Genomic DNA, 19,270 nt, shown 5'->3' with positions numbered 1-19,270 from the left:
CTTGCTTGTCGGGCCGCATGGCTCGTCAGACCCGCAGCAGGGTGCAGGCCCAGTGCATGCCGTTCCCGGTGCTGGTGAGGGCGACGATCCCGCCCTGCGGGAGCTCGCCGGCCTCCAGCTTCTTTCCGAGCGCGAGTAGTTGGTCGGCGCAGCCGAAGTGGCCGTGGTCGAGGGCGATGGCCGCGTTGGTGTTCTCCAGCGGCACGCCGTAGTCGCGCGCCGCTTCCGCGAGGCCGTCGGCGGTGCCGTTCATGTGCAGGACGTGCCGGACCTCCTCCACCGGCACGGGCACCCGGCGGCAGGCGGCGGCCAGGACGGCGAGGCTGTTGGTCCTGGTCTGCCGCATGAAGCGGATCTTCGCCCGCAGGTCGTGGCCGAGGAACTCCTCCATCAGCGCCACCGGATTGCCGATGCTGCCCGGGTCCGGGTGCTCGGGGGTGACCGGCCGCGCCGCACCGCCGCCGGGCAGGTACGCCACGTCGGCGAAGGTCCCGTCGGTGATGATCTCGGTCGCCAGCCAGCGGCACCGCTCCTCGTCGCGCCGCAGCACCGCCGCGACCGCGCCGTCCGAGGTGATCGCGGTGCTGGACTCCATCCGGTTCCAGTACGTCTCGCAGACCCGGTTGACGGTGATCAGCAGGGCGGTCCGGTAGTCGGGGTGGGTGGCGAACTTGCCCGCAGCGGCGTCGAATCCGCTGACGCCGCTGCTGCACGCCTGATTGACCAGCAGCGCCTCCGCGCGGCGGGTGCCCAGCTTGGCCTGGGTCGCGGCGGCCGGGTCCCAGTACAGGTACTCGGGGATGTCCGCCATCGCCAGCACCACCAGGTCGACCTCGTCCGCCGCGATCCCGGCGCGCTCGAGCGCCCGCTGTCCGGCCCGCGCGGCCAGGTCGGTCAGTCCGGTGCCGTCCGGCGCGCGGTGGAACCCGCGGTAGCCCCAGTCCTCCACCCGCTTGAGGTCGGGGGTGTAGCGGGGCGCGTGCTCGGCGACGTCGCAGGGCTCGCCGAGCGCGTAGGCGATGGCGCTGATTCCGTAGGTCACGGCGCCGCGTCCAACCGGCCCATGCTGCGCAGGATGTACGCCCGCCGTGACTTCGACAGGAAGTAGTCGCCGGAGCGGACCGGCGGGTGGTGCGGCGGGTCGTCGGGCGTGGTGCAGGTGGGGATGCAGGCGATCTCGGCCTCCGGGTCCGCCTGGTAGAAGAAGGCGATGGAGATCCGGTCGAGGTGCTCCTGCTCCTTCGCCGGGTTGACCACTCGGTGGACGGTGCTCGCCCAGCGGTCGTTGGTCCACCGGGTCATCAGCCGGCCGAGGTTGACGACGAAGGATCCGGGCAGCGGCGGTACGTCCAGCCACCGGCCGTGCTGGTCGCGTACCTGCAGGCCGCCAGGCGCCTCGTCCTGGTAGAGGACGGTGAGGCTGCCGAAGTCGGTGTGCGGGCTGTTGCGCAGCTTGTCGTGGGTGACGCCGGTGCGGGGCGGGTAGTAGTTGACCATCATCGGCGTCATGTGTCGCTCGAACTTGTCGTCGAACCAGGTCTCCGGCAGGTTCAGCGCGAGGGCGAACAACCGCATCAGTTCCACCGACAGGCCGGTGGCGGCGCGGTAGTACTCCAGGAACGCCTCCTGGAACCCGGGCTGGTCCGGCCAGCGGTTGGGAGCGTCCAGACCGGGGAACCGGTCCTCGCTCCGCTCGCCGAGCAGGCTCGCGCCGAACAGGTGCATCCGGTCGTTGGCGCCGTAGCCGTGCTGGAGCGGGTCGTCGGGGTCGTTGGCGGCGCCGGCGCGCACCTCGGCCGGGCCCCGGAAGAAGGCGCCGGCGGCCTCGTACAGTGCGGTGACGGTCGCCTCGGGCACCCCGTGGCCGACCACGACGAGGAACCCGCTGGTCTCGCACGCCTTGCGGACGGCCTCGGCCACGCCGGCCCGGCGCCGCGCGTTCGGCGGCGCGTCGAGTCCCAGGTCGATGACGGGCACGTAGCCGTGCAGCAGCGTGGGCCCGTGGCCGTCCTCGCCGGGTGCGGTCGGTGACGGCGCGTCCGGTGCCGACGGCGTGGTCGGTGCGGTCGGTGTGGTCGGTCTGCCGGGCATCCGGCCTCCCCCTCCTAGCGGTGGTGACTTCCGGTGACGGATCACCAGGTGACGTGCAGCGACCGCAGCCCGTAGATGAGCATCTCCGCCAGGAAGGGCGGGCCGGCCTGCGGCTCGGCCAGGCGCAGGCCGGGTAGCCGGCGCAGCAGGGCGGCCACGGCCAGCTCGGTCTGGGTCTGGGCGAGAGCGCTCCCGAGGCAGCGGTGGATGCCGTGCCCGAACGCCAGCTGGCCGCGGACCGTGCGGGTCAGGTCGAAGCGGTCGGGCTCCTCGAACACGTCCGGGTCCCGGTTGGCGGTCGCCAGGTGGACCACCACGCCGTCGCCCGCGCGGATCGGCCGCCCGCCCAGCTCGGTGTTGCGCAGCGCGACGCGGGCGACGCCGTGCTGCACCAGGGTCCAGTAGCGCAGCGCCTCGGCGACCGCCGGCCCGGCCCATCGCTCCGGGTCCGCCCGGACCAGGTCGCCCTGCTCCTGGTCGCCGAGCAACGACAGCATGGTCAGCGAGAACAGCCCGGCGGTGGTCTCCAGGCCCGCGACGACGATCAGGTTGGCCAGGCCGACCAGCTCGGGCATGGTCAGGTCGCCGTCGTCGAGGCTCCGGGCGAGCCGACTGAACAGGTCGTCGTCGGTGCCGGTCCGCTTGGCGGTGAAGAGCCGTTCCAGGTACCGGTTCATCTTCCCGGCCGCCAGGACGCGCTGCGTCACCGTGGCGTCGTGCGTCTGCAAATCCCGGGTGCAGTCCAGGAAGAAGTCCCGGTCGGCGAGCGGCGTGCCGAGCATCTGGGAGGCGCTGAGCGCGGGCAGCGGGACGGCGAGGGAGGCGACGAGGTCCTGCGGGCCGCCGGCCGCGGCCATCCGGTCGATCAACTCGTCGGCGGAGGCGGACAGATCGGGCCGCATCGCCTTGATCCGGGAGCCGCTGAACTCCGCCGCGACCAGCTGCCGCAGCCGGGTGTGCTGCGGCGGGTCCATGGAGAGGAAGTGGCCGGGGATCGGCCGCTTGGAGGAGAGCGGGAAGGCCGGGTAGCCGGGCAGGGTGGAGTCCGAGCTGAAGCCGCGGTGATCGGCGAGCACGGTGCGGGCGGTACGGAAGTCGGTGACCAGCCAGGCCTCGCCGCCGTAGCTGAGCGGCACCCATCGGATCGGCTCGCCCTCGGCCGTGCGGTACGCGGTCGGCGGGTCGTGGGGATCGCTCCGGGGTACGGGGAAGGACCAGCCCGTGGTGGTCTCGGTGGTCATGCTCCGGCCGTCCCGTCCGTGAGCAGCCACTCGGCTGCCCGGTCGAGGCCGGTGCGCAGGGCCGTGGCCAGCAACTCGAGGTCCTCGTCCCGGTACACCAGGGCCGGCGCCAGCTGGATCCGGCTCGGCCCGGCCGACACCAGCGCCCCGGCCTCCCGGATCTCCTCGACGACCCGCTTGACGGCGCCCTCGGGCAGGTCGGCGCCGCCGGCGTGGAGCCGCAGCGCCCGGAAGCAGCCGAGGCCGTTGTCGTCGGCGACCAGCGGGTGCGCGGCGAGTTCGGCGAGGAGCCCGTCGAGCCCGGCGGAGACCCGGGTGGCCTGGCCGATCGCGTCGAGGCGGGCCATCTCCTCGATGGTCGCCAGGATCGCGGCGCAGGTGGGGGGAGCCCCGGCCTGTGTCTCGGCGTGGGTGAGGGCGGCGTCGCTGCGGTCGAAGACGTCGCAGACGGCGTGCGAGACGATGACCGCGGCGGCGGCGCAGGTGCCGTTGGTGAGGCCCTTCGAGGCCAGCATCACGTCGGGCCGCTCGGGCCAGTCGTGCGAGGCGAAGTACGAGCCGGTGCGGCCGAAGCCGGTGGCGACCTCGTCGGCCACCAGCAGGAAGCCGTACTCGCGGCGCAGCCGGGGGAGGGCGGCGAGCATGGTGTCGGGCAGCGGAAGGGCGCCGGTGCCGAGCACCGGCTCGACCACGACGGCGGCGATGCTCTCGCCCTCGGTGCGCAGCAGCTCCTCCAGCTCGGCCGGGTCCTCGTGGCTGACGTGCCGGATGAGCCGCTGGTCGACGCTGTAGTAGCTCTGTCCGAGCGACATGCCGGTCAGGCCGTGGCTGCCGTAGGTGAGGCCGTGGTAGCTGCCCTTGAGGCCGACGATCACCCGGCGGCGGAACTGCCGCTTCAGTGCCCAGTACTGACGGGCCAGCTTCATGGTGAGGTCGTTGGCGGCGCTGCCCGAGGTGGAGTGGATCACCCGGCCGAAGTGCTCGGGGCCGCAGAGGTCGAGCAGTGCCCGGGAGGCGGCCACGGCGGGCTCGTGCCCGGTGCGGAAGAGCGAGAAGTACGACGTCTCGATCAGGGCGTCCCGGACGGCGTCGGCGATCCGGGGATTGCCGTAGCCGAGGTTGACGTTCCACAGGCCGCTGGTGGCGCACTGACGCCACTGCCCGTCGGCGAAGAGGACGCGGGTGCCCTCGGCGCGCACCGCCGAGTGGGACGCCCGTCCGAAGGTGCTGGGGCGCTCCAGGAGTTCCCACAGCGGATAGCGCGCAGAATCGGTGCCCACGTGTTTCCCCCGGCGTGGTGATGTGGTCAGAGAGGTCGCCGCCCGTGCTGGTCCGCCGGAATTCGTCGGGGCCGCGCGGATGCGTCGGTCGGGGAATTCACGTGCTCACGGGAGGGAGCGGCACAATGCCGTTGATCATGTACGGTACAAGACATTAAGGGCTCTGAACAGCCCTTTTCTGCGGTGACCTCGGAGAATGCTCGGAATCGGCGGCGCACGGGGCTTGGCGGGCCACCCGGCGGCGGAGTTCGGAGAGCGGCTCCAGGGCGCGCAGCACCTGATCGGCGGGCAGCCCGAAGTCCACCAGGCAGGCGAGTTCGTCCGCACCGGCCCGCCGGTACTCCTCGACCAGGGCCTCGGCCCGCTCGACCGTGCCGAACAGGCCGTACCCCTGGTGCAGGTACCGATTCAGGGCGGGTCGGACGACGGCCCTGGTGCGGGCCGGGCTCCACCCGGCGCTGCCCTTCGGGCCGAACAGCGTCATGGCGCTGACCAGGTACTCCTCCAGCGGCCCGCGGACCTGCGCCTCGACGGCGTCGGCGTCCTCGCCCAGGAAGGTGTGGACCATCAGCACCACGTGGCCCCGCCCGGGGTGCCCGGCGGCGGCGTACTCCCGCCGGTACTCGGCCGTGCGGAGGGCGAGTTCGGCGAGGTCCTGGTTGGCCAGATGGGTCAGCACGCCCACCCCGGCGCGGCCGGCGGCCCGGAAGGTCTCCGGGTTGCCCGCGCTGGTCAGCCACATCGGCAGCGGGCCGCCGACCGGCAGCGGGTAGATCCGCGGGCCCTGCGCCGCGTCGTCGGCGGCGGCCGGCAGGGGCTCGCCCCGCCAGAGCCGGCGCAGGGTGTCGACGGCCTCGACCGCCGCGCGGTCACGCCCCTCGAAGCCCTCGGGGCGCAGCACGAAGTCGGCGGGGTTCCAGCCGGAGGCCAGCGACAGACCCGCCCGCCCGCCGGACAGGCCGTCCACCACCGCCCACTCCTCGGCGATCCGCAGCACGTGGTGCAGCGGCGCGACGACACTGCCCGCGCGGATCGCGATCCGCTCGGTGCACGCGGCGACGGCGGCCCCGGTCACCGCCGGGTTGGGGTAGCGGCCACCGAAGCGGTGGAAGTGCCGCTCGGGTGTCCAGACGGCGGTGAAGCCGTGCCGGTCGGCGAACCGGGCGCCCTCCAGGAGCAGGCGGTAGCGGTCGCCGCCGCCGCCCGGGGCGGCGGCGTCGTCCGCGAAGTAGAACAGGCCGAGGTCCACCGGTCACCGCTCCCGGGAGCCGGCCGCCGCCAGCGCGGTGGCGACGATCGAGCTGATCCCGTCGATGCTGGCGAACCCCGGGTCGCCGAGGGCGTCGTCGTCGAGCTCGAGGCGGAACCGCTCCTCGATGTGCTGGATGAGGTGCAAGGTGCCCAACGAATCCAGGTAACCGGCGTCGAAGAGGTCGACCTGCCGGTTGAAATCCTGGTCGCCGTCGTCGATCCGGCCCTCGGCCCGGACGAAGACCTCCAGCGATTCCGCGATTTCCGTGACGTCCACGACGGTCTCGGCCGGAAGGCCGGCCACTGTGTTCTGCATCGTCTCCACCATTCTGCTCAGCTGGAATTCTCGGTCGGCCGGCTGCGTTCGCGGGCCGCTTCGAGGGCGGCCCGCAGCCGGCGTCCGATGTCGTCGAACCGGTCCGGCCCGGTATTGAGCGCGAGCCGGAAATGCCCCTCGTCGTGGAAGAGTTCCGACGGCATGGCGATCAGACCCCGCGCGGCGAGCAGGTCCACGAACTCCCGGTCGCCCAGCCCGAACGGGCACTCGACGTACAGGAAGGCGGTGGCCTCGGCGTCGACCACGCGGTAGCCGAGGTCGGTCAACAGGGCGCGCAGCCGCAGCTGGTCCCCGCGCAGCTCCCGGCAGTCGGGGGTGAGGTCCGCCAGCTCCAGGACGAGCCGCTGCATCAGCGCGGTGGGCGCGCAGTGGCCCAGCGAGCGCAGGGCCCGTTCGGCGCGCCGGCGCACCTCCTCGCGCTCGCGCAGGCCCGGTCCGAGGGCGAGGTAGCCGGTGCGCTGGCCCTGGAGCGACCAGGCCTTGCCGTACGAGTACACGCTGACCGTGTCCGGGTACACCTGCATCGGGCTGGTGAACGGCGTGCCGCCCCAGCTCTGGTCGCGGTGCACCTCGTCGCTGATCAGCACGGGCGCGCGGCCGAAGCGGGCGGCGGCGCCGCGCAGGGCGTCCGCCAGCGCGGCCAGTTCGCCCCCGTCGTGCAGCACCCCGGTCGGGCAGACCGGCTGGCTGATGATCACCCCGGCGGTGTCGGGCCCGATCGCCGCGGCGAGCGCCCGCGGGTCCAGCCGCTTTCCGGGGCCCGACGGCACCGCCCGGGACCGAAGGCCCAGCCGGTGCAGGTAGAGGAAGTAGTCCATCCAGCAGGGCGTGACCACCAGGACCTCGTCGCCGGGCGCGAACAGGGCGGCCAGGGCGGTGCTCAGCGCGGCGGTCGCGCCGGGGGTGAGCAGGAGGTCGCGGTGGTCCAGCCGAAGGCCGAGCCGGCGCGAGAGCGCGGCGGCCGTTCGGCGCCGGGCGAGCGTGCCGCCGCCGAACGGCGTGTACTGCAGCTCGCTCTGCCCGACCGACCCGGCCAGCGTGCGCAGGAGCTCGAAGCCGCGCGGATCGCGGTGGACCAGCGGGTTGGGGTACGACAGGTCGATGACGCCGTGCGATCGGCGAAGCGCCGCGGTGTGCAGGGCGGCGAACCGCTCCAGCGGAGCGGCGAGCCGGGCCTCCTCGTCGGCGGGCACCGAAGGATCAACGGGGCGCACTGCCGGCCTCCTTCGGCCCGGCGGCGCCGTACTCGGCCTTGACCCGGGCGCGGTCCGCCTTGCCCGAGGAGGTGCGGGGGAGCGTCGGCAGCACCTGGAGCCGGCCGGGCCGCTGGTAGACCGGGAGCTGGGCGGCGATGTGCTCCTCCAGCAGGTCGAGCGAGAAGCCGGCCGGGTCGGTGGGCACCACGGCGGCGACGACCACGGGATCGGCGTCCGTGCTCCCGGCCGGGTCCGCGAAGACGACCGCCTCCGAGAGCAGGCCGGAGGCGAGCAGCCCGGCCTCGATCTCGGTCGGATTGACCCGGAAGCCACGGGACTTGAACTGCTCGTCGCGCCGCCCGTGGTAGCTGAGGAACCCCTCTTCGTCGCGGCGGACGTAGTCGCCCGAGTAGACCACCCGCTCCGCTGCCGCGCCCTGCGGGGCGAACGGAGACGGTCGGAACACCCGTGCGGTCGCCGCCGGGTCGCGCCAGTAGCCCGCGGCGACCGTCGGCCCCCGGTGGACGAGTTCGCCGACCTGTCCGGGTGCGCACGGCCGCCCGTCCTCGTCGAGCACCAGGATCTCGGTGTCCGGGATCGCCCGGCCCATCGATCCCGGTCGGCTGTCGACCAGTTCGGGGGGCAGGTAGGTCGAGCGGAACGCCTCGGTGAGCCCGTACATCAGGTAGACGTCGGTGCCGGGGTGGGCCTTCCTGATCCGGGCCAGGGTGTCGGCGCGCAGCGCGCCGCCGGTGTTGGTGATGTAGCGCAGCTCGGGCAGGTCGAGGCCGAGGAACGGTGACGGCCGGTTGACCAGCGACTCCCAGAGCGGCGGCACCCCGGCGAGGCCGGTGATCCGCTCGGTGGCGAGCTCCCGGCAGACCCTGGGGGCGAAGACCGTGCCGCCGATCACCAGGGTGGCGCCGGCCCAGAACGTCGCCAGCACCTGGTTGAGGCCGGCGTCGAAGCTCCACGGCAGGAGCGAGAGGGTGCGGTCCGCCTCGGTGAGGCGCAGGTACGTCGCGACGATCCGGGCCCCCGCGACGAGGTTGGCGTGGGTGACCATGACGCCCTTGGGACGACCGGTGGAACCGGAGGTGTAGATCAGGGCGGCCAGGTCCGCGCTGATCGGCCCGGTGGCGGGTGCCCCTGCCGCGCCGCCGGTGCCGCCGTGCGGGGTGGCGCTCGCCGCGTCGAGCACGGGCACGCCGTGCTCGCCCACCAGCGGGCGGTGCCGGCGGTCGGTCACCACCACGGTGGCACCGCTGTGCCGGACGATGTGCTCGATCTGCGGCGGCTTCAGCGAGTCGTTGACGACCACCGCGACCGCGCCCAGCCGCAGCGCCCCGAAGAACCATCCGAGGCACTGCGCCGAGTTGGGCAGGAGGATGGCGACCCGGTCGCCCGGCCCGACCGCGTTCGCGGCCAGCGCCTCGGCGGACCCCTCGGCCAGCGCCAGCAGTTCGCGGTAGCTCAGCACGTCGCCGTGCTGACTCACGGCCGGCCTGGCGCCATGGGTCCGCGCGCGGACCGCGAGCAGGTCCGGCAGGGTGAAGATCTCCATCGTCCGACTCCAAGGGCGAGACGGTGGGCGGTGCCCACCGCTATCGGCGGCTGGGGGTTGTCCGGTGGCCCCGGACGACCCCTAGCGCTGGGCGACGACGTAGTCGACGATCTTTCCGATGGTGTTGAAGTTGTCCACGCTCAGCTCCTCGTCGGGAATGGAGACCTCGAACTCGCCCTCCAGCCAGACCAGCACCTCCAGAATTCCGAGCGAGTCGAACTCCGGGTAGTCGCGCAGATCCTTGTCCTCGTTCACACCCTCCTCGCCAAGGCCGGGGAGGGTCTGGCGAAGACGAAGCACCACGGAATCCGTGATCTCCTGACGTGAGGTCATGGTGATTTCTCCAAACTTCGTCGTGACGAATCGGAAATGCAGATTCTGGGGCGGGCCATGCCGGGGGAACGGCCGCCGTGGGGTGGCCCCGTGCCGTGGTCTCCCGGTACCGGGATGGCGGGCGCGGGTGGTGCCGCCCCGCGTGCCGGACGGGGCGCCCCGAAGGCGGTGGGCCGCTGCGGGACGTGTGGGGCCGACCCCGGGGTGAGGCAGCGCCAGTATAAGCATGTCAGGTACACGGCATAGCGCGCTGGCCTGCGGAATGTGACTGGAGTGACAGTTGGTGAGACCTGGGGATCTCGCGCCGCCCACGGCCGGATGACGCCGGATCAGGCGAGGTGAGGAGTTCGAGACGCGGCCCTGAAGGCCCGGCCGCAGCGGCTCGACGCGACCTGGCGCCCCCGGGCCGGTCCGTCGGCCGCACACTATCCCAGCCCCGCTGACCTGGGAAGCCGTGCTGTCGACGGGCCTCCTGCGAAGGTTCCACCCATTGGTCCGATTCGTGGGATTCGCCCTCCCCGCAAAACCGTTGACGATCTTGCCGTCGGCCGCATAGGCTCCGAGCCGGGTCGGCTGTCGAGCGACCGTTCTCGTCGCGGGCGGGAGTCGACCCCGAATGTCGAGCACGGGGGGGCTGACGATGGGCCGAATTGCTGACCCCCATTCACCGCCGGTGAATGGGGCGGACCGCGCCGTGGTGCCGATGACGGCCCGCCGCTGACCCTTCGCCGGCGCCCCGGTTCCCGCGGAGAACGACCGATACCTCTTCTTCGGTCTATGGCTCCCGCCGACTGAGGGGTCCGCGACCCGGCCCGCGGTCCCGACCTCGTCGAGCGGCTGTTCGCCGAACGCGGCTGCCGGGTGCCGGTCAGCGCCGGTCCCGACACCCGCGGGTCGTCCGGGGTCGCGCGCGGGACCCCGTTCCGCGTCCACGGGCCGCCGCGTACGTCGGCGGCCGTCCGGCCCGCGGAGTCACCGGCGAACAAGTCAACTCCTCACACTGGGACGCGAATCGCGTTCCCTCCGGTTGCGACGACCCGCGCTCGGGGCCCGGTGGAGGTGAGGTCGGCGGTCTCCGCCTCCGTGAGCGGCGGGGGTGCGCGCCGACTGCGCCGTGGCCGCCCGTAGCCCGGACGAGCTGGTCGCCACCCGGCCCGACCCGGACGTTTCCCCCCACTGCCGAGGGCGCCACGGTGCGACGGTGACGTCCGGCGGTTCGCCGGGATCACGCGGCACGGTGGGCGGCCTGACACGAATGCCATACCCTCGGTAGCTATGACTACGGCGCGACTCGCGGACATCGCGGCCCAGGTTGTGGGTGCACGCGCTGCTGCTCCTCGTGGCTGCAGAGTGTCGGCGGGCACTGTGCTGCTGGACGCTGGGCTGCCGACGGCGGAGCTGGCCGGCCATGTGCTGGAGCTCGTCGGAGCGCCCGTCCGGTAGCGGGGGCGGGCCGCGATCGGGGACGTCGACCGCGAGTAGCCTCGGCAATCGGTGCCCCGGCTCGCGAGACGAAGGAGTTAAGCAACGTCCTACGCGGTGAACTCCAGAAAGGTCCTGACTTCGCGCGCCTCCGCGTGCTGCCGCAGTTTCGCCCGAAGATCAGCCAGCGCAGTGCTGCCGCGCACGGAGTTCACGCCGCCCATGTGCTCGACTGCCTGGTGGGCCACGCCACGGCCTGCTCGACGTCCTTGAGTTCCAGATACGCCTCGGCAGCCCGGGCCTCGTAGATCGCTGCTCCTCGAGGGAAGGAGTCGCCGTCGTAGTCGTCGTAGATCTCGGCCCTGCCGGCGGTGGCAGCCTGTTGGAAGTGGACCAGTGCGCGGGTGGGGTGGCCGAGGTTGAGCGCGGAGCTACCTAGCAGCTGGTGGATCTCTCCGAGGTTGACCCAGTACATGGACGGCAAGTCCTCGTCGAGGGGGACGGCGCGGCTGTAGGCGTCCAGAGCTGCGTTGGCTTCCCGGTCGGAGGCCCGCAGGTCTCCGGCCTTGGCGTATGCGCGGCAGGCTCGGGCGTGGAGCATGGCGAGCATACGGGCGGAGCCGGTGGCGTGGCCGTGGGCGTGGGCCGCTGCGACGAGAGACACCGCTGCCCGGGGATCGCCGGTCGAGTAGCACTTGATGGCCCAGAAAGCCAAGGTGTTGGCGAGCACCTCCGAAGCGTTGGCGGCAACTGCGTCTTCCGCAGCGTCCGCGAAGTGTTCCTCCGCCCGGTCGGGGTGTCCGCTGTCGTACGCGGTCCAGCCTGCGGCGCGCTGGGCGTCAGCGGCGGCTGCAAGCAGCCGCTGGCCGGTGCTCTCGTTGTAGGTGGTGGTGAGCAGGCCGGGCGGGGTGTTCCAGTGCTCGGGTGGAGCGGTCGGTGCGATGAGGTCGGGCCGGGCGAGGGCGGTCAGGTCGGTGTGGGTGGAGGCGGCCAGTTCGAGGCCGGCCTCGGCGGCGGTGAGCGGGCCGAGCGGGCGGGGCGCCTCGGGTGTGGTGGCGGCGGGGTGGCGTTCGTTGCGGGCGCGCTGGGCGTTCTCGAGGTCCTTGGCGAGGCGGCGTGCGCGGGCGGCGCGGGCGCGGCACACCGCCGCGATCTGCTCGCGGGTGGCTTCGTCGGCGAGGTGGGCGGTGGCCAGGTGGCGTCCGGTCACGGGATCGAAGAGCTCGATCTCGTGCCGATGGTGGGGCATGTGGCGCACGCTCACCCCGGTGCCGGCGCGGCCGGCCATCCAGGGGGCGACGTAGAAGCGGCCCTTGAACTTCACCCCGCGGGTGGTGACCGGGCGGGGCCCGGCCCGGTCGTCCTCCAGGGTGAAGGACCACAGGTCGACCGGTGGGATGTCCCGTACCGGCGTGGGGTCGTCCAGCCATGCCTGGAGCGGGGTGCGGCCGCGCAGCGGGGCCGGGCGGTGTTCGGTGTTCCACCACGCCACCCAAGCGAGCAGGCCTGCGGTGAACTCCTCGAACGACAGCAGGGAGCTCCGGTCGGCCGGCCGGGGCCTGCGTCCTGGGCGCGGCTGGTGGGCGTAGCCGGGCAGAGCGGCCAGGTGCATCCGTTCCACTGACCGGTTCAGCCCCTCGACCGTGCCCTTCAGATGGGGCGTGTAGGGCGGCAGCGGCTCGACGGTGACGTCCAGCGCGCCGAACGCCGCCGTGACCGTACGGGAGAGGAGATCCTTGCCGCGGTCCACCCGGACTTTCGCCGGCAGGCCGCCCACCGGCCCGTACGGATCGGTGCGCAGCACCGCCGAGTGCAGGGCTGCGAGGACCGACTCGCGGGAGGGATAGCCCGGTGGGATGGCCACGCCTGCGATGGCGTCCGTCGCGCAGTCGACGAACCAGGTGATCCACGGCCGGCGTTCCTCTCCGTCCACGAGCTCAAGGACGGGCGCCTGCACATGGTCCGCCTCCCACACCTGATTGCGGTGCCCGCGCGGACGGGTCAGGAACACGTCATGCCGACGCGCGGCCCTCTCCCCCGCCGCCAACCCCGCCCGCTCCCCCGCGCTCAGGTCCCGCTGGATCGCCCGGTGCAGGGTCGGCAGCGACGGGGGTGCGGTGGAAGGTTGCTGTCGGGCGGCCCGGGCGGCCAGTTCGCGGTGGACCGCGGCAACGTTGCCCTTCCACAAGGCCAGCAGGTGGCGGACCTCTGGTGTGATGGTGAAGCGGGTACTGCTCTGGGCACGGGAGCCGGGTTCACGGGCCGCGGCCGGGTCCCGTCCGGCGGCAGCCAGCCAGCGCCACACCGTCCGCTCCGTCACCTCCAGACACTGCGCGACTGTCCGAACCTGTCGGGTCGTCAGGGTCCCTTCCTCCCGCAGGACCAGCGGGCGGCGCAGTGCCGGGCCGCGCAAAGCGGCCAGGGCTACCGCGGGAAGGGCGGCATCTGGCAGCCGGCCGGCAGCGATGATGTCTTCGGGGGCGGGCACGGGCTCTGGTGTACCGATCACGTTCTTGTGCCTTCCTCGGGGTGGGAGTACCACCGCGCGCGGTGGCCCGTTCGGCTTCCCGGCGCCGGGCGGCTGCCGCCGCCGGTTTCGTCGCGAGGGCCGGGGCCGTCACAGCGGGCCGGTGAGGCGGGCACACACCCTCTCCAGCAGCGGACGGTCGACCAGCGCCCGGGCTTGGGCGTAGACCTCCGCCGTCAGATGCGAGGTGACCTTCGCCCAGGTCCGGAAGTTGCCGTGCCCAACGTGCTCCTCCACCCACGCCATATCCGCGGATGCCACCTGCCCCCACAACGAGTGGAACGCCTCCATCGCCGGCCCCACCTCAGCCTGGGCCAGACGCGGCACCAGCTCCCACGTCAACACCCTTGATGAAGCGCCGGCACCCTACGCAGAGCGCGCTCGGCCCCCGCCCCCGCGAAGAGCAGCGCGACATCCGTTTCCGGGTGGTCCCACAACCGCAGGTCCAATACAACTACCGACTCTCGCTACCACCGACACCAACCCGAGAAGTCGCAACCCGGCCGGCGTCGAGATGGGGTCGTCGCGCACGCTACCGCTCGCGCTCGATGGTCACCTCCACCGCCCTGAGCGCCATGCTCAACAGCTCCTGGTTGCTACTGACAGCACGCACGAACGCCGGCTCCAGGTCCTGCTCTCTCCGCAAGACGCCCTCGTCTGTCCACCAGTAGAGGGCATCCTGCGCTTCTGGAAGCGCGAGCGGCGTACGAACACGTGGCTGAGCTGGGACAAAGATCGTCACCGTTGCTTCGGATGGAGCAGCGGCACTGTCCGTGGGGCGGGGATCGTCGCTCTGTTGGGCTTCTTCGCGTGCCAATCTGCACAGCCTGTCGATGACGATGCTGACGCTGCGGATCTGCTCGGGTGTCACCCTCCGAACGCGGCCAGCGAGATGGACGGCCAGGTCGTGGGTGAAGTCCCAGTTCTGCGGACGGGGGCTGCAGAAGAGGTTGTAGACGGTGGTTCGCGAGGGCACAGGCGCCCTCTGCTCCGGTGGCAGGCTCTTCGCCTTCTTGCTCATGTCAGTCGCGATCGATCCCACCGACGGGTACCGGGCGTAGGAGTGGAGCTGGTGAAGGGCTTCGTTGAGCGTCCGGTGCGCCCCTGGCGGCAGGTCCGGCCGGCTCAACTGTCCTGGAACGCCCACCCTGGCTCCTCTCGGCATCGCGTCCGTTCAACGGCGTTCAATGCCGTTCAACGCCGTCCCATCCTAGAACGATCTGACGGTGTGTTGGACTCGTTCGCCATCCTTGGTTCAGCGGGCCGTTGCAATGCCGCTATTGGCGGGAAGATTCTTTGCGTGTCGACACCTGTAAAGGGAGAAGCCAATGCGTAAGAAGCGTCTGAACACCGCTCGCAGCCTCGTGCGCGCCGCCCTCTTCAGCGGAGTCCGCGGCCTCGCCTACGGCCTTGGATCGGTCTTTGTCGGCTTCCTCTTGTGGCTGATCAAGTCCTACATCTAAGGAATCCGAACGGGCGGGCGCCGGTTCATCCCCGGCGCCCGCCTCCTTTATAGAATCAATATCATCAGCCAGATCCACAGGATCCGCATTCTTCTGCTGTCGGTTGGATTACCTCTCATAGCAGGTGGCAGCAGAGCTTCACCGGACAACGACACCGGGTTTCAACGCCACCACGCCACCATCTTTCAGCGGCTTCACGCTCCTACCAGGCCACCAGAACACCAGCCACTGAACGCAGGTGACGCACCACCGCTGCAACCCACCCGCCGCTCATCAGTTCCACTATTTCCAGGTCACCGTACGCAACGAGGGGAAAGAGGCTGCCGCAACTCAGGTGTCCAGTCGGAAATTTCGTACAATTCTGAAGCCGCTTCAGGCAAGCCCACTTTAGAGGAATTCATCAGGGAACTCGTTAACTGATTTCAATCCTCCGATACTTGGAAGATGTGGCCACCGGCCCTACTTGCGGACCCTTGAAACCGGCGCGACTTGCTGGCCGAGATTCCCTCAGGGCCTCGCCGACCACCTGATCGATGTCGACGGCACGACCTCGGCCGAGCTGCCCGATGCCCGCTCACCAGTAGTCGCTCGCCCGATCGAGTGATGGCTCGCCGGAGCGGGTGACGCCCGGGCTATCTGCCACTCGACTGGCGGACAGCCGGGACGTGTGCGAACGGGTAGCGTTCGGCCAGGCCGTTCCGGCCCTGTTCTCGTCTCGCCGCTCGGATGGAGACCGCATGCCCCGGACACCGCGCCCCACGTCTCGCGCGATCGTCGGCAGAACCGCCCGGTGGTTGGCTGCCGCGCTGCTCGTCCCCCTCCTCGCGGCCTGCGGTGGCGGCGGTGGGGATTCGGGATCCGGGGCGGCGTCCTCGGCCACGAAGTCCGGTGGCGACCTCGGGGACTCGCCGTCGGCGGAGGGCTCGGGGAAGCAGCCGGACGACAATCGGACCGGGGCCGGCGGGAACCAGGGCGGGTTCAACGCGGCTGGCCAGGTCTCGGCGAATGCCAGCGGGACGTGGGGTCTCGCCCGGATCGACCTGTCGAGTCCGCGGAAGGACACCTTCACGGCCACAATCAGCCAGGTCACCGACTGTACCGGCGGCAAGCAGTCTGCGCCTGCCAGCCCGGCCAGCCAGGAGATCAGGGTGGTCGACGGCACCACCCCCGAGACGGCCAGCTTCACCCTCACCGGGCCGAGGCCGCCAGCCGGAAGCAAGCGCACGATCTGCGTCACCGTCACCGTCGACGGCACCAGTAATCGGGTCACCGCGGGCGGAACGGTTGACGTCCCTGAGAGCGCCCCCGACGGCGGCAGCACAGATGAACCCAGCAGCGGCCCGACTGATGGTGGTACACCCGACAGCGGTACATCCGACAGTGGAGCGTCCGAGCAACCGGCCCCCTCTCCGAGTCCGCGAGCCCCCGCTGAGCGCTAGCGACGAGCGACCGTTCGGCAGCGACCCGTCCGAGGAGTCGGAACCGCCCGGGCCGGAGCAGCAGCCCGGCCCGCCGCAGCCAGAAGGGCGCTCGTGGCGCAGCTGGATCGGTCTGATCGCCTCGTGGATCGCGCCAACCACCTTCATCACCGCCCTGCTGTTCTTCTTCGGCTACGCCTACACCGACTCCTTCTACAGCTATTTCGGCGTGGACTCCGCCACGATCGGCTTCTCCAGCCAGGACCTCCTGCTCCGCAGCTCGGCCGCGCTCTACCTCCCGGCCGGCGTCCTGCTGTGCGGTGCCCTGCTGGCCGCGGTCGCCTACCATTTGGCCACCCGGACCGTCCACAGCGGCGCGGAGGGGCGCCGGACCGTCCGCCGGGTCTGCTGGGCCGTCGCACTGCTGGCCCTCCCGCTCATGCTGCTTGGGTTCCTTGCCGGCTTCGAGGTCATCGACGCGGGGCCCATTGGCACCCCGCTACTGCTGGGCGGTGCGCTACTGCTGGTGGTGCTGACGAGGCTGCTGGCTGTACGGACGACCGGCTCCGCCTACCCGCTGCCCGGGGAACGGGCGGCGCTCGGCATCAGCGTGGCGCTGATCGTGCTCTGCTCGTTCTGGACCGCAGGCGGCGTCGCCCACCAGAAGGGGCACGGTGATGCCGAGTGGCTTGCCCACAACCTCGCACTGCGCCCAGCGGTCGTCCTCGACACCACCGAGCGCCTCTACCTGCAGTGGGCCGGCGTGGACGAGCGCGCGCTGCCGGACGCCGGAGCGGGGCAGAAGTTCCGCTACCGCTACCGGGGGCTGCGGCTGCTGGCGCAGGCGAACGACCGGATGTTCCTGATCCCACGCGACTGGACGTGGGAAGAGGGCAACGTGCTGATCATTCCGATGGACGCCAACGTCCGGATCGTCTTCCACCCGGGCTGACGCGCGGTCACCCGCGCCCCCGTGCATGAGCGGCCGGTAGACGAGGGCGAAGTACTCGGCGTAGCGGTCGAACTTCCCGGCGATGAACTCGGGTGTCTCGTTGTGGAGGTCGACTTCGACCAGGAGCAGCGGGACGCCGTCGGCGGGGGCGGTGAGGACGGCGTCGGCGAAGACGGTGCGCTCGCTCCCCGGGGCAGGGGGGGGTGCGGGGCTTCGGTGACCCTGTCGGCGATGGTGCCGATCGGCTGGCCGGGGGTGAGGGGGGAGGTGAACGCCAGGATGGTGTCGTTGACGGCCATGGCGTGCGGGGCGCCGGTGGCGCGGCCGACCGAGCGGGCCCGGCAGCCGACCGTGCGTGAGGAGGGCAGGGTGGACTTCGCGGCGTCCAGGCCGAGGTCGGTCAATCCCCCGATCACCTCTCCCGCGCCGGGCGGGCGGACCGGCTTGCACTTCGGCGGCCGGGCCGGGGTCGGCGCGGGCGTGGCCGCCGGGCCGGGGTCGGCAGGGTCCGGCCGCAGTGGCCGGCCCGAGGTGGTGCCGCGCTTCTCGGTGAGCCGATTGGCTGCCAGGTCGCGCAGGCCGGAGGCCACCGTGCTCCGCTGCTCGTGGTCGGGCTGGGCCGGCCACCAGACCTGCGGAATCGTCCGCAAGGTCTGGCAGGGCGACGGCGGTATCACCGACTACGGGGTGGTGCTGTACAGCCCCGTCTACAACCGCGAGAACGCGATCTACGTGAGCGGCACCGACCAGGTCGTGGAACCGAACCGCAATGTCGGCGCCGCCCACGACCAGACCGCTGCGCAGCGCAAGGCCGAAAGGGAACTCAAGGAGAGCTGGGAAGCGAAGTGACCCTCCCCGCGCCGGTTCGACCCGGGCAGGCCACGGCCGGGACGGGCAGCGGGCGCGGCGGGCCGGAGCCAGGGCGGGCAGGCGGCCACTCCACCACCCCGGTCACCACGGTCAGGCGCAGCCCCCGCCATCCCTGCTCGCGGTACCGGATGGCGGCTGATCAGCCGAGCGGGAGCAGGCGTTCCAGGTAGTACTCGGACTCGGGGTCGGGCTGGATGAGCAGCGACTGGAGCAGATAGCGCCCGGCGGGGATCGTGACCCGGACGAGCTCCGGCGGATCGGCGTGGTCGAGCCCGCGGATGTGCTCACCGTCATAGCCGGCATCGGTCAGCACGTATCCGCCGCCGAGCTCGACCGTGACCACGTCCTCCCAGGCGCCGCAGGCCAGCGCCGTATCGACGCCGGGGAGCAACGAGCGGTCGTCGGCGGCGGACGACCATCGGGCGAAGACCAAGGCGTACGCGATCCAGGTCACCGGCAGCGGCTCGCCGCCGAGGATCACCACGTCGTGGCCCTCGAAGCGCAGGGCCGTCGCGTACTCGCCGCACGCGTCGTACGCCTCCTCCCCCGTCCACCGGGGCACCAGGTGCTCGGGGAGGAGGGCGTAGCGCGCGAAGTCGGTACGGTCGAGCCAGGTCAGCGGAGCGGTCATCCGGTCATGATGCCAGCGCGGCGCAGCGCCAGGCCGTAGAGAACCGGGACCGGACCGGCCGCCGAGCCGGAACGGCAGCGCAGCAGTGCAGCGCCGACGGGCGGCCCGGGCAGAACAGCCGGCGCCTGACCGGACAGCGCGGCACCGGGGCCGCCACGGGGCGCTGCGGACGAACAGCGTGGCGGGCAGGGACGCCGACCTGGCTCGACCCGATCCGCACGGACCGGCAGCAACGCAGCAGCGCAGCGCCGGCGGGCGGAACGACACAGGCGACGCAGCGCCGGGCGGGCTGGCCAGCGCGACAACGAACCGGCCGGCGGAACGGGCGGCGCAGCGGCGGCAGACCCGCAGGACGACAGCGCGCCGGAACGGCAACGGGCCGCAACGGCGGGCAGCAACGGCCCGAACCGAGCCGCGGGCCAGCACCCAGCGGCCGGGCAGGCGGGCCGGCCCGGGCGACGGCGGCGGCCGAGGCCCGGCGAGCGAGCGCGCCCAACAACGGCAGTACACCGTACGGTCGGCCGGTTCCTGGTCGGCCCGGGCAGTGGGGAAGGTCGAGCAGCAGTGGCCAGGTCCGGTGATCGGTCGGGAAGCCATCCCCGCTGGTGGGGGGGGGGGGGGGGGGGGGGGCCACAGGGGGGGGGGGGGGGGGGGGGGGGGGGGAGGGGGGGGGGGGGGGAGAGGGGGGGGTCGT

Annotated in this window: 15 protein-coding genes and 1 pseudogene; 3 read left to right on the top strand and 13 right to left on the bottom strand. The window is 72.1% G+C overall.

Annotation, left to right across the window (positions count from 1 at the left end; genetic code table 11):
* Positions 1-25 precede the first annotated feature (25 nt).
* The 12 genes and pseudogenes from ACZ4UX_RS26665 to ACZ4UX_RS26610 form a co-directional block, all read right to left on the bottom strand.
* Positions 26-1,042 (bottom strand): 3-oxoacyl-ACP synthase III family protein, encoded by a 1,017-nt coding sequence (locus ACZ4UX_RS26665; RefSeq protein WP_465708532.1) that lies wholly within the window; start codon positions 1,040-1,042, stop codon positions 26-28.
* Positions 1,039-2,091 (bottom strand): isopenicillin N synthase family dioxygenase, encoded by a 1,053-nt coding sequence (locus ACZ4UX_RS26660; protein ID WP_465708531.1) that lies wholly within the window; start codon positions 2,089-2,091, stop codon positions 1,039-1,041. Before ACZ4UX_RS26660 ends, ACZ4UX_RS26665 begins: the two co-directional genes overlap by 4 nt.
* Before the next feature lie 41 nt (positions 2,092-2,132).
* Complete coding sequence (locus ACZ4UX_RS26655) at positions 2,133-3,332, bottom strand: cytochrome P450 (RefSeq protein ID WP_465708530.1); 1,200 nt, start codon at positions 3,330-3,332, stop codon at positions 2,133-2,135.
* Positions 3,329-4,612, bottom strand: a complete 1,284-nt coding sequence (gene mpaD / locus ACZ4UX_RS26650) for a daptide-type RiPP biosynthesis aminotransferase (RefSeq protein WP_465708529.1) — start codon at positions 4,610-4,612, stop codon at positions 3,329-3,331. Before mpaD ends, ACZ4UX_RS26655 begins: the two co-directional genes overlap by 4 nt.
* Positions 4,613-4,766: 154 nt before the next feature.
* Positions 4,767-5,861, bottom strand: coding sequence for a MupA/Atu3671 family FMN-dependent luciferase-like monooxygenase (locus ACZ4UX_RS26645; RefSeq protein WP_380388981.1), 1,095 nt, complete (start codon positions 5,859-5,861; stop codon positions 4,767-4,769).
* A gap of 3 nt (positions 5,862-5,864) precedes the next feature.
* Positions 5,865-6,179, bottom strand: coding sequence for a phosphopantetheine-binding protein (locus ACZ4UX_RS26640; protein ID WP_465708528.1), 315 nt, complete (start codon positions 6,177-6,179; stop codon positions 5,865-5,867).
* A 17-nt stretch (positions 6,180-6,196) separates the two neighbouring features.
* Positions 6,197-7,414, bottom strand: coding sequence for an aminotransferase class I/II-fold pyridoxal phosphate-dependent enzyme (locus tag ACZ4UX_RS26635; protein WP_465708527.1), 1,218 nt, complete (start codon positions 7,412-7,414; stop codon positions 6,197-6,199).
* Positions 7,401-8,960, bottom strand: coding sequence for an AMP-binding protein (locus ACZ4UX_RS26630; RefSeq protein ID WP_465708526.1), 1,560 nt, complete (start codon positions 8,958-8,960; stop codon positions 7,401-7,403). Before ACZ4UX_RS26630 ends, ACZ4UX_RS26635 begins: the two co-directional genes overlap by 14 nt.
* A gap of 81 nt (positions 8,961-9,041) precedes the next feature.
* A complete protein-coding gene (locus ACZ4UX_RS26625; RefSeq protein WP_380388973.1) occupies positions 9,042-9,293 on the bottom strand; it encodes an acyl carrier protein in 252 nt (83 codons plus the stop codon).
* Positions 9,294-11,619: 2,326 nt separating this feature from the next.
* Positions 11,620-13,113: pseudogene (locus tag ACZ4UX_RS26620) on the bottom strand (transposase family protein); the annotation flags it as partial.
* Between the two features lie 219 nt (positions 13,114-13,332).
* Positions 13,333-13,479: a hypothetical protein gene (locus tag ACZ4UX_RS26615; protein WP_465708525.1), complete on the bottom strand. Its 147-nt coding sequence runs from the start codon at positions 13,477-13,479 to the stop codon at positions 13,333-13,335.
* 295 nt (positions 13,480-13,774) lie between these two features.
* A complete protein-coding gene (locus ACZ4UX_RS26610; protein ID WP_465708524.1) occupies positions 13,775-14,263 on the bottom strand; it encodes a hypothetical protein in 489 nt (162 codons plus the stop codon).
* Positions 14,264-14,570: 307 nt separating this feature from the next.
* Here ACZ4UX_RS26610 and ACZ4UX_RS26605 point away from each other — a divergent pair, with 307 nt between their 5' ends.
* From ACZ4UX_RS26605 to ACZ4UX_RS26595, 3 genes are all read left to right on the top strand, one after another.
* Positions 14,571-14,705, top strand: coding sequence for a hypothetical protein (locus ACZ4UX_RS26605; RefSeq protein ID WP_465708523.1), 135 nt, complete (start codon positions 14,571-14,573; stop codon positions 14,703-14,705).
* Between the two features lie 1,380 nt (positions 14,706-16,085).
* Positions 16,086-17,075, top strand: a complete 990-nt coding sequence (locus tag ACZ4UX_RS26600; RefSeq protein ID WP_465708522.1) for a hypothetical protein — start codon at positions 16,086-16,088, stop codon at positions 17,073-17,075.
* Positions 17,076-17,096: 21 nt separating this feature from the next.
* Complete coding sequence (locus ACZ4UX_RS26595; protein ID WP_465708521.1) at positions 17,097-17,924, top strand: hypothetical protein; 828 nt, start codon at positions 17,097-17,099, stop codon at positions 17,922-17,924.
* Positions 17,925-18,084: 160 nt separating this feature from the next.
* Here the strand turns inward: ACZ4UX_RS26595 and ACZ4UX_RS26590 are convergent, their stop codons facing one another.
* On the bottom strand, positions 18,085-18,576 hold the full coding sequence (locus ACZ4UX_RS26590; RefSeq protein WP_465708520.1) for an Imm21 family immunity protein: 492 nt from the start codon (positions 18,574-18,576) through the stop codon (positions 18,085-18,087).
* Positions 18,577-19,270 lie beyond the last annotated feature (694 nt).

This window comes from Kitasatospora sp. NPDC028961 (genome assembly GCF_055564815.1).
The sequence above is the reverse complement of the archived record's forward strand: the minus strand, read 5'-3'. Positions and strand labels throughout refer to the sequence as shown.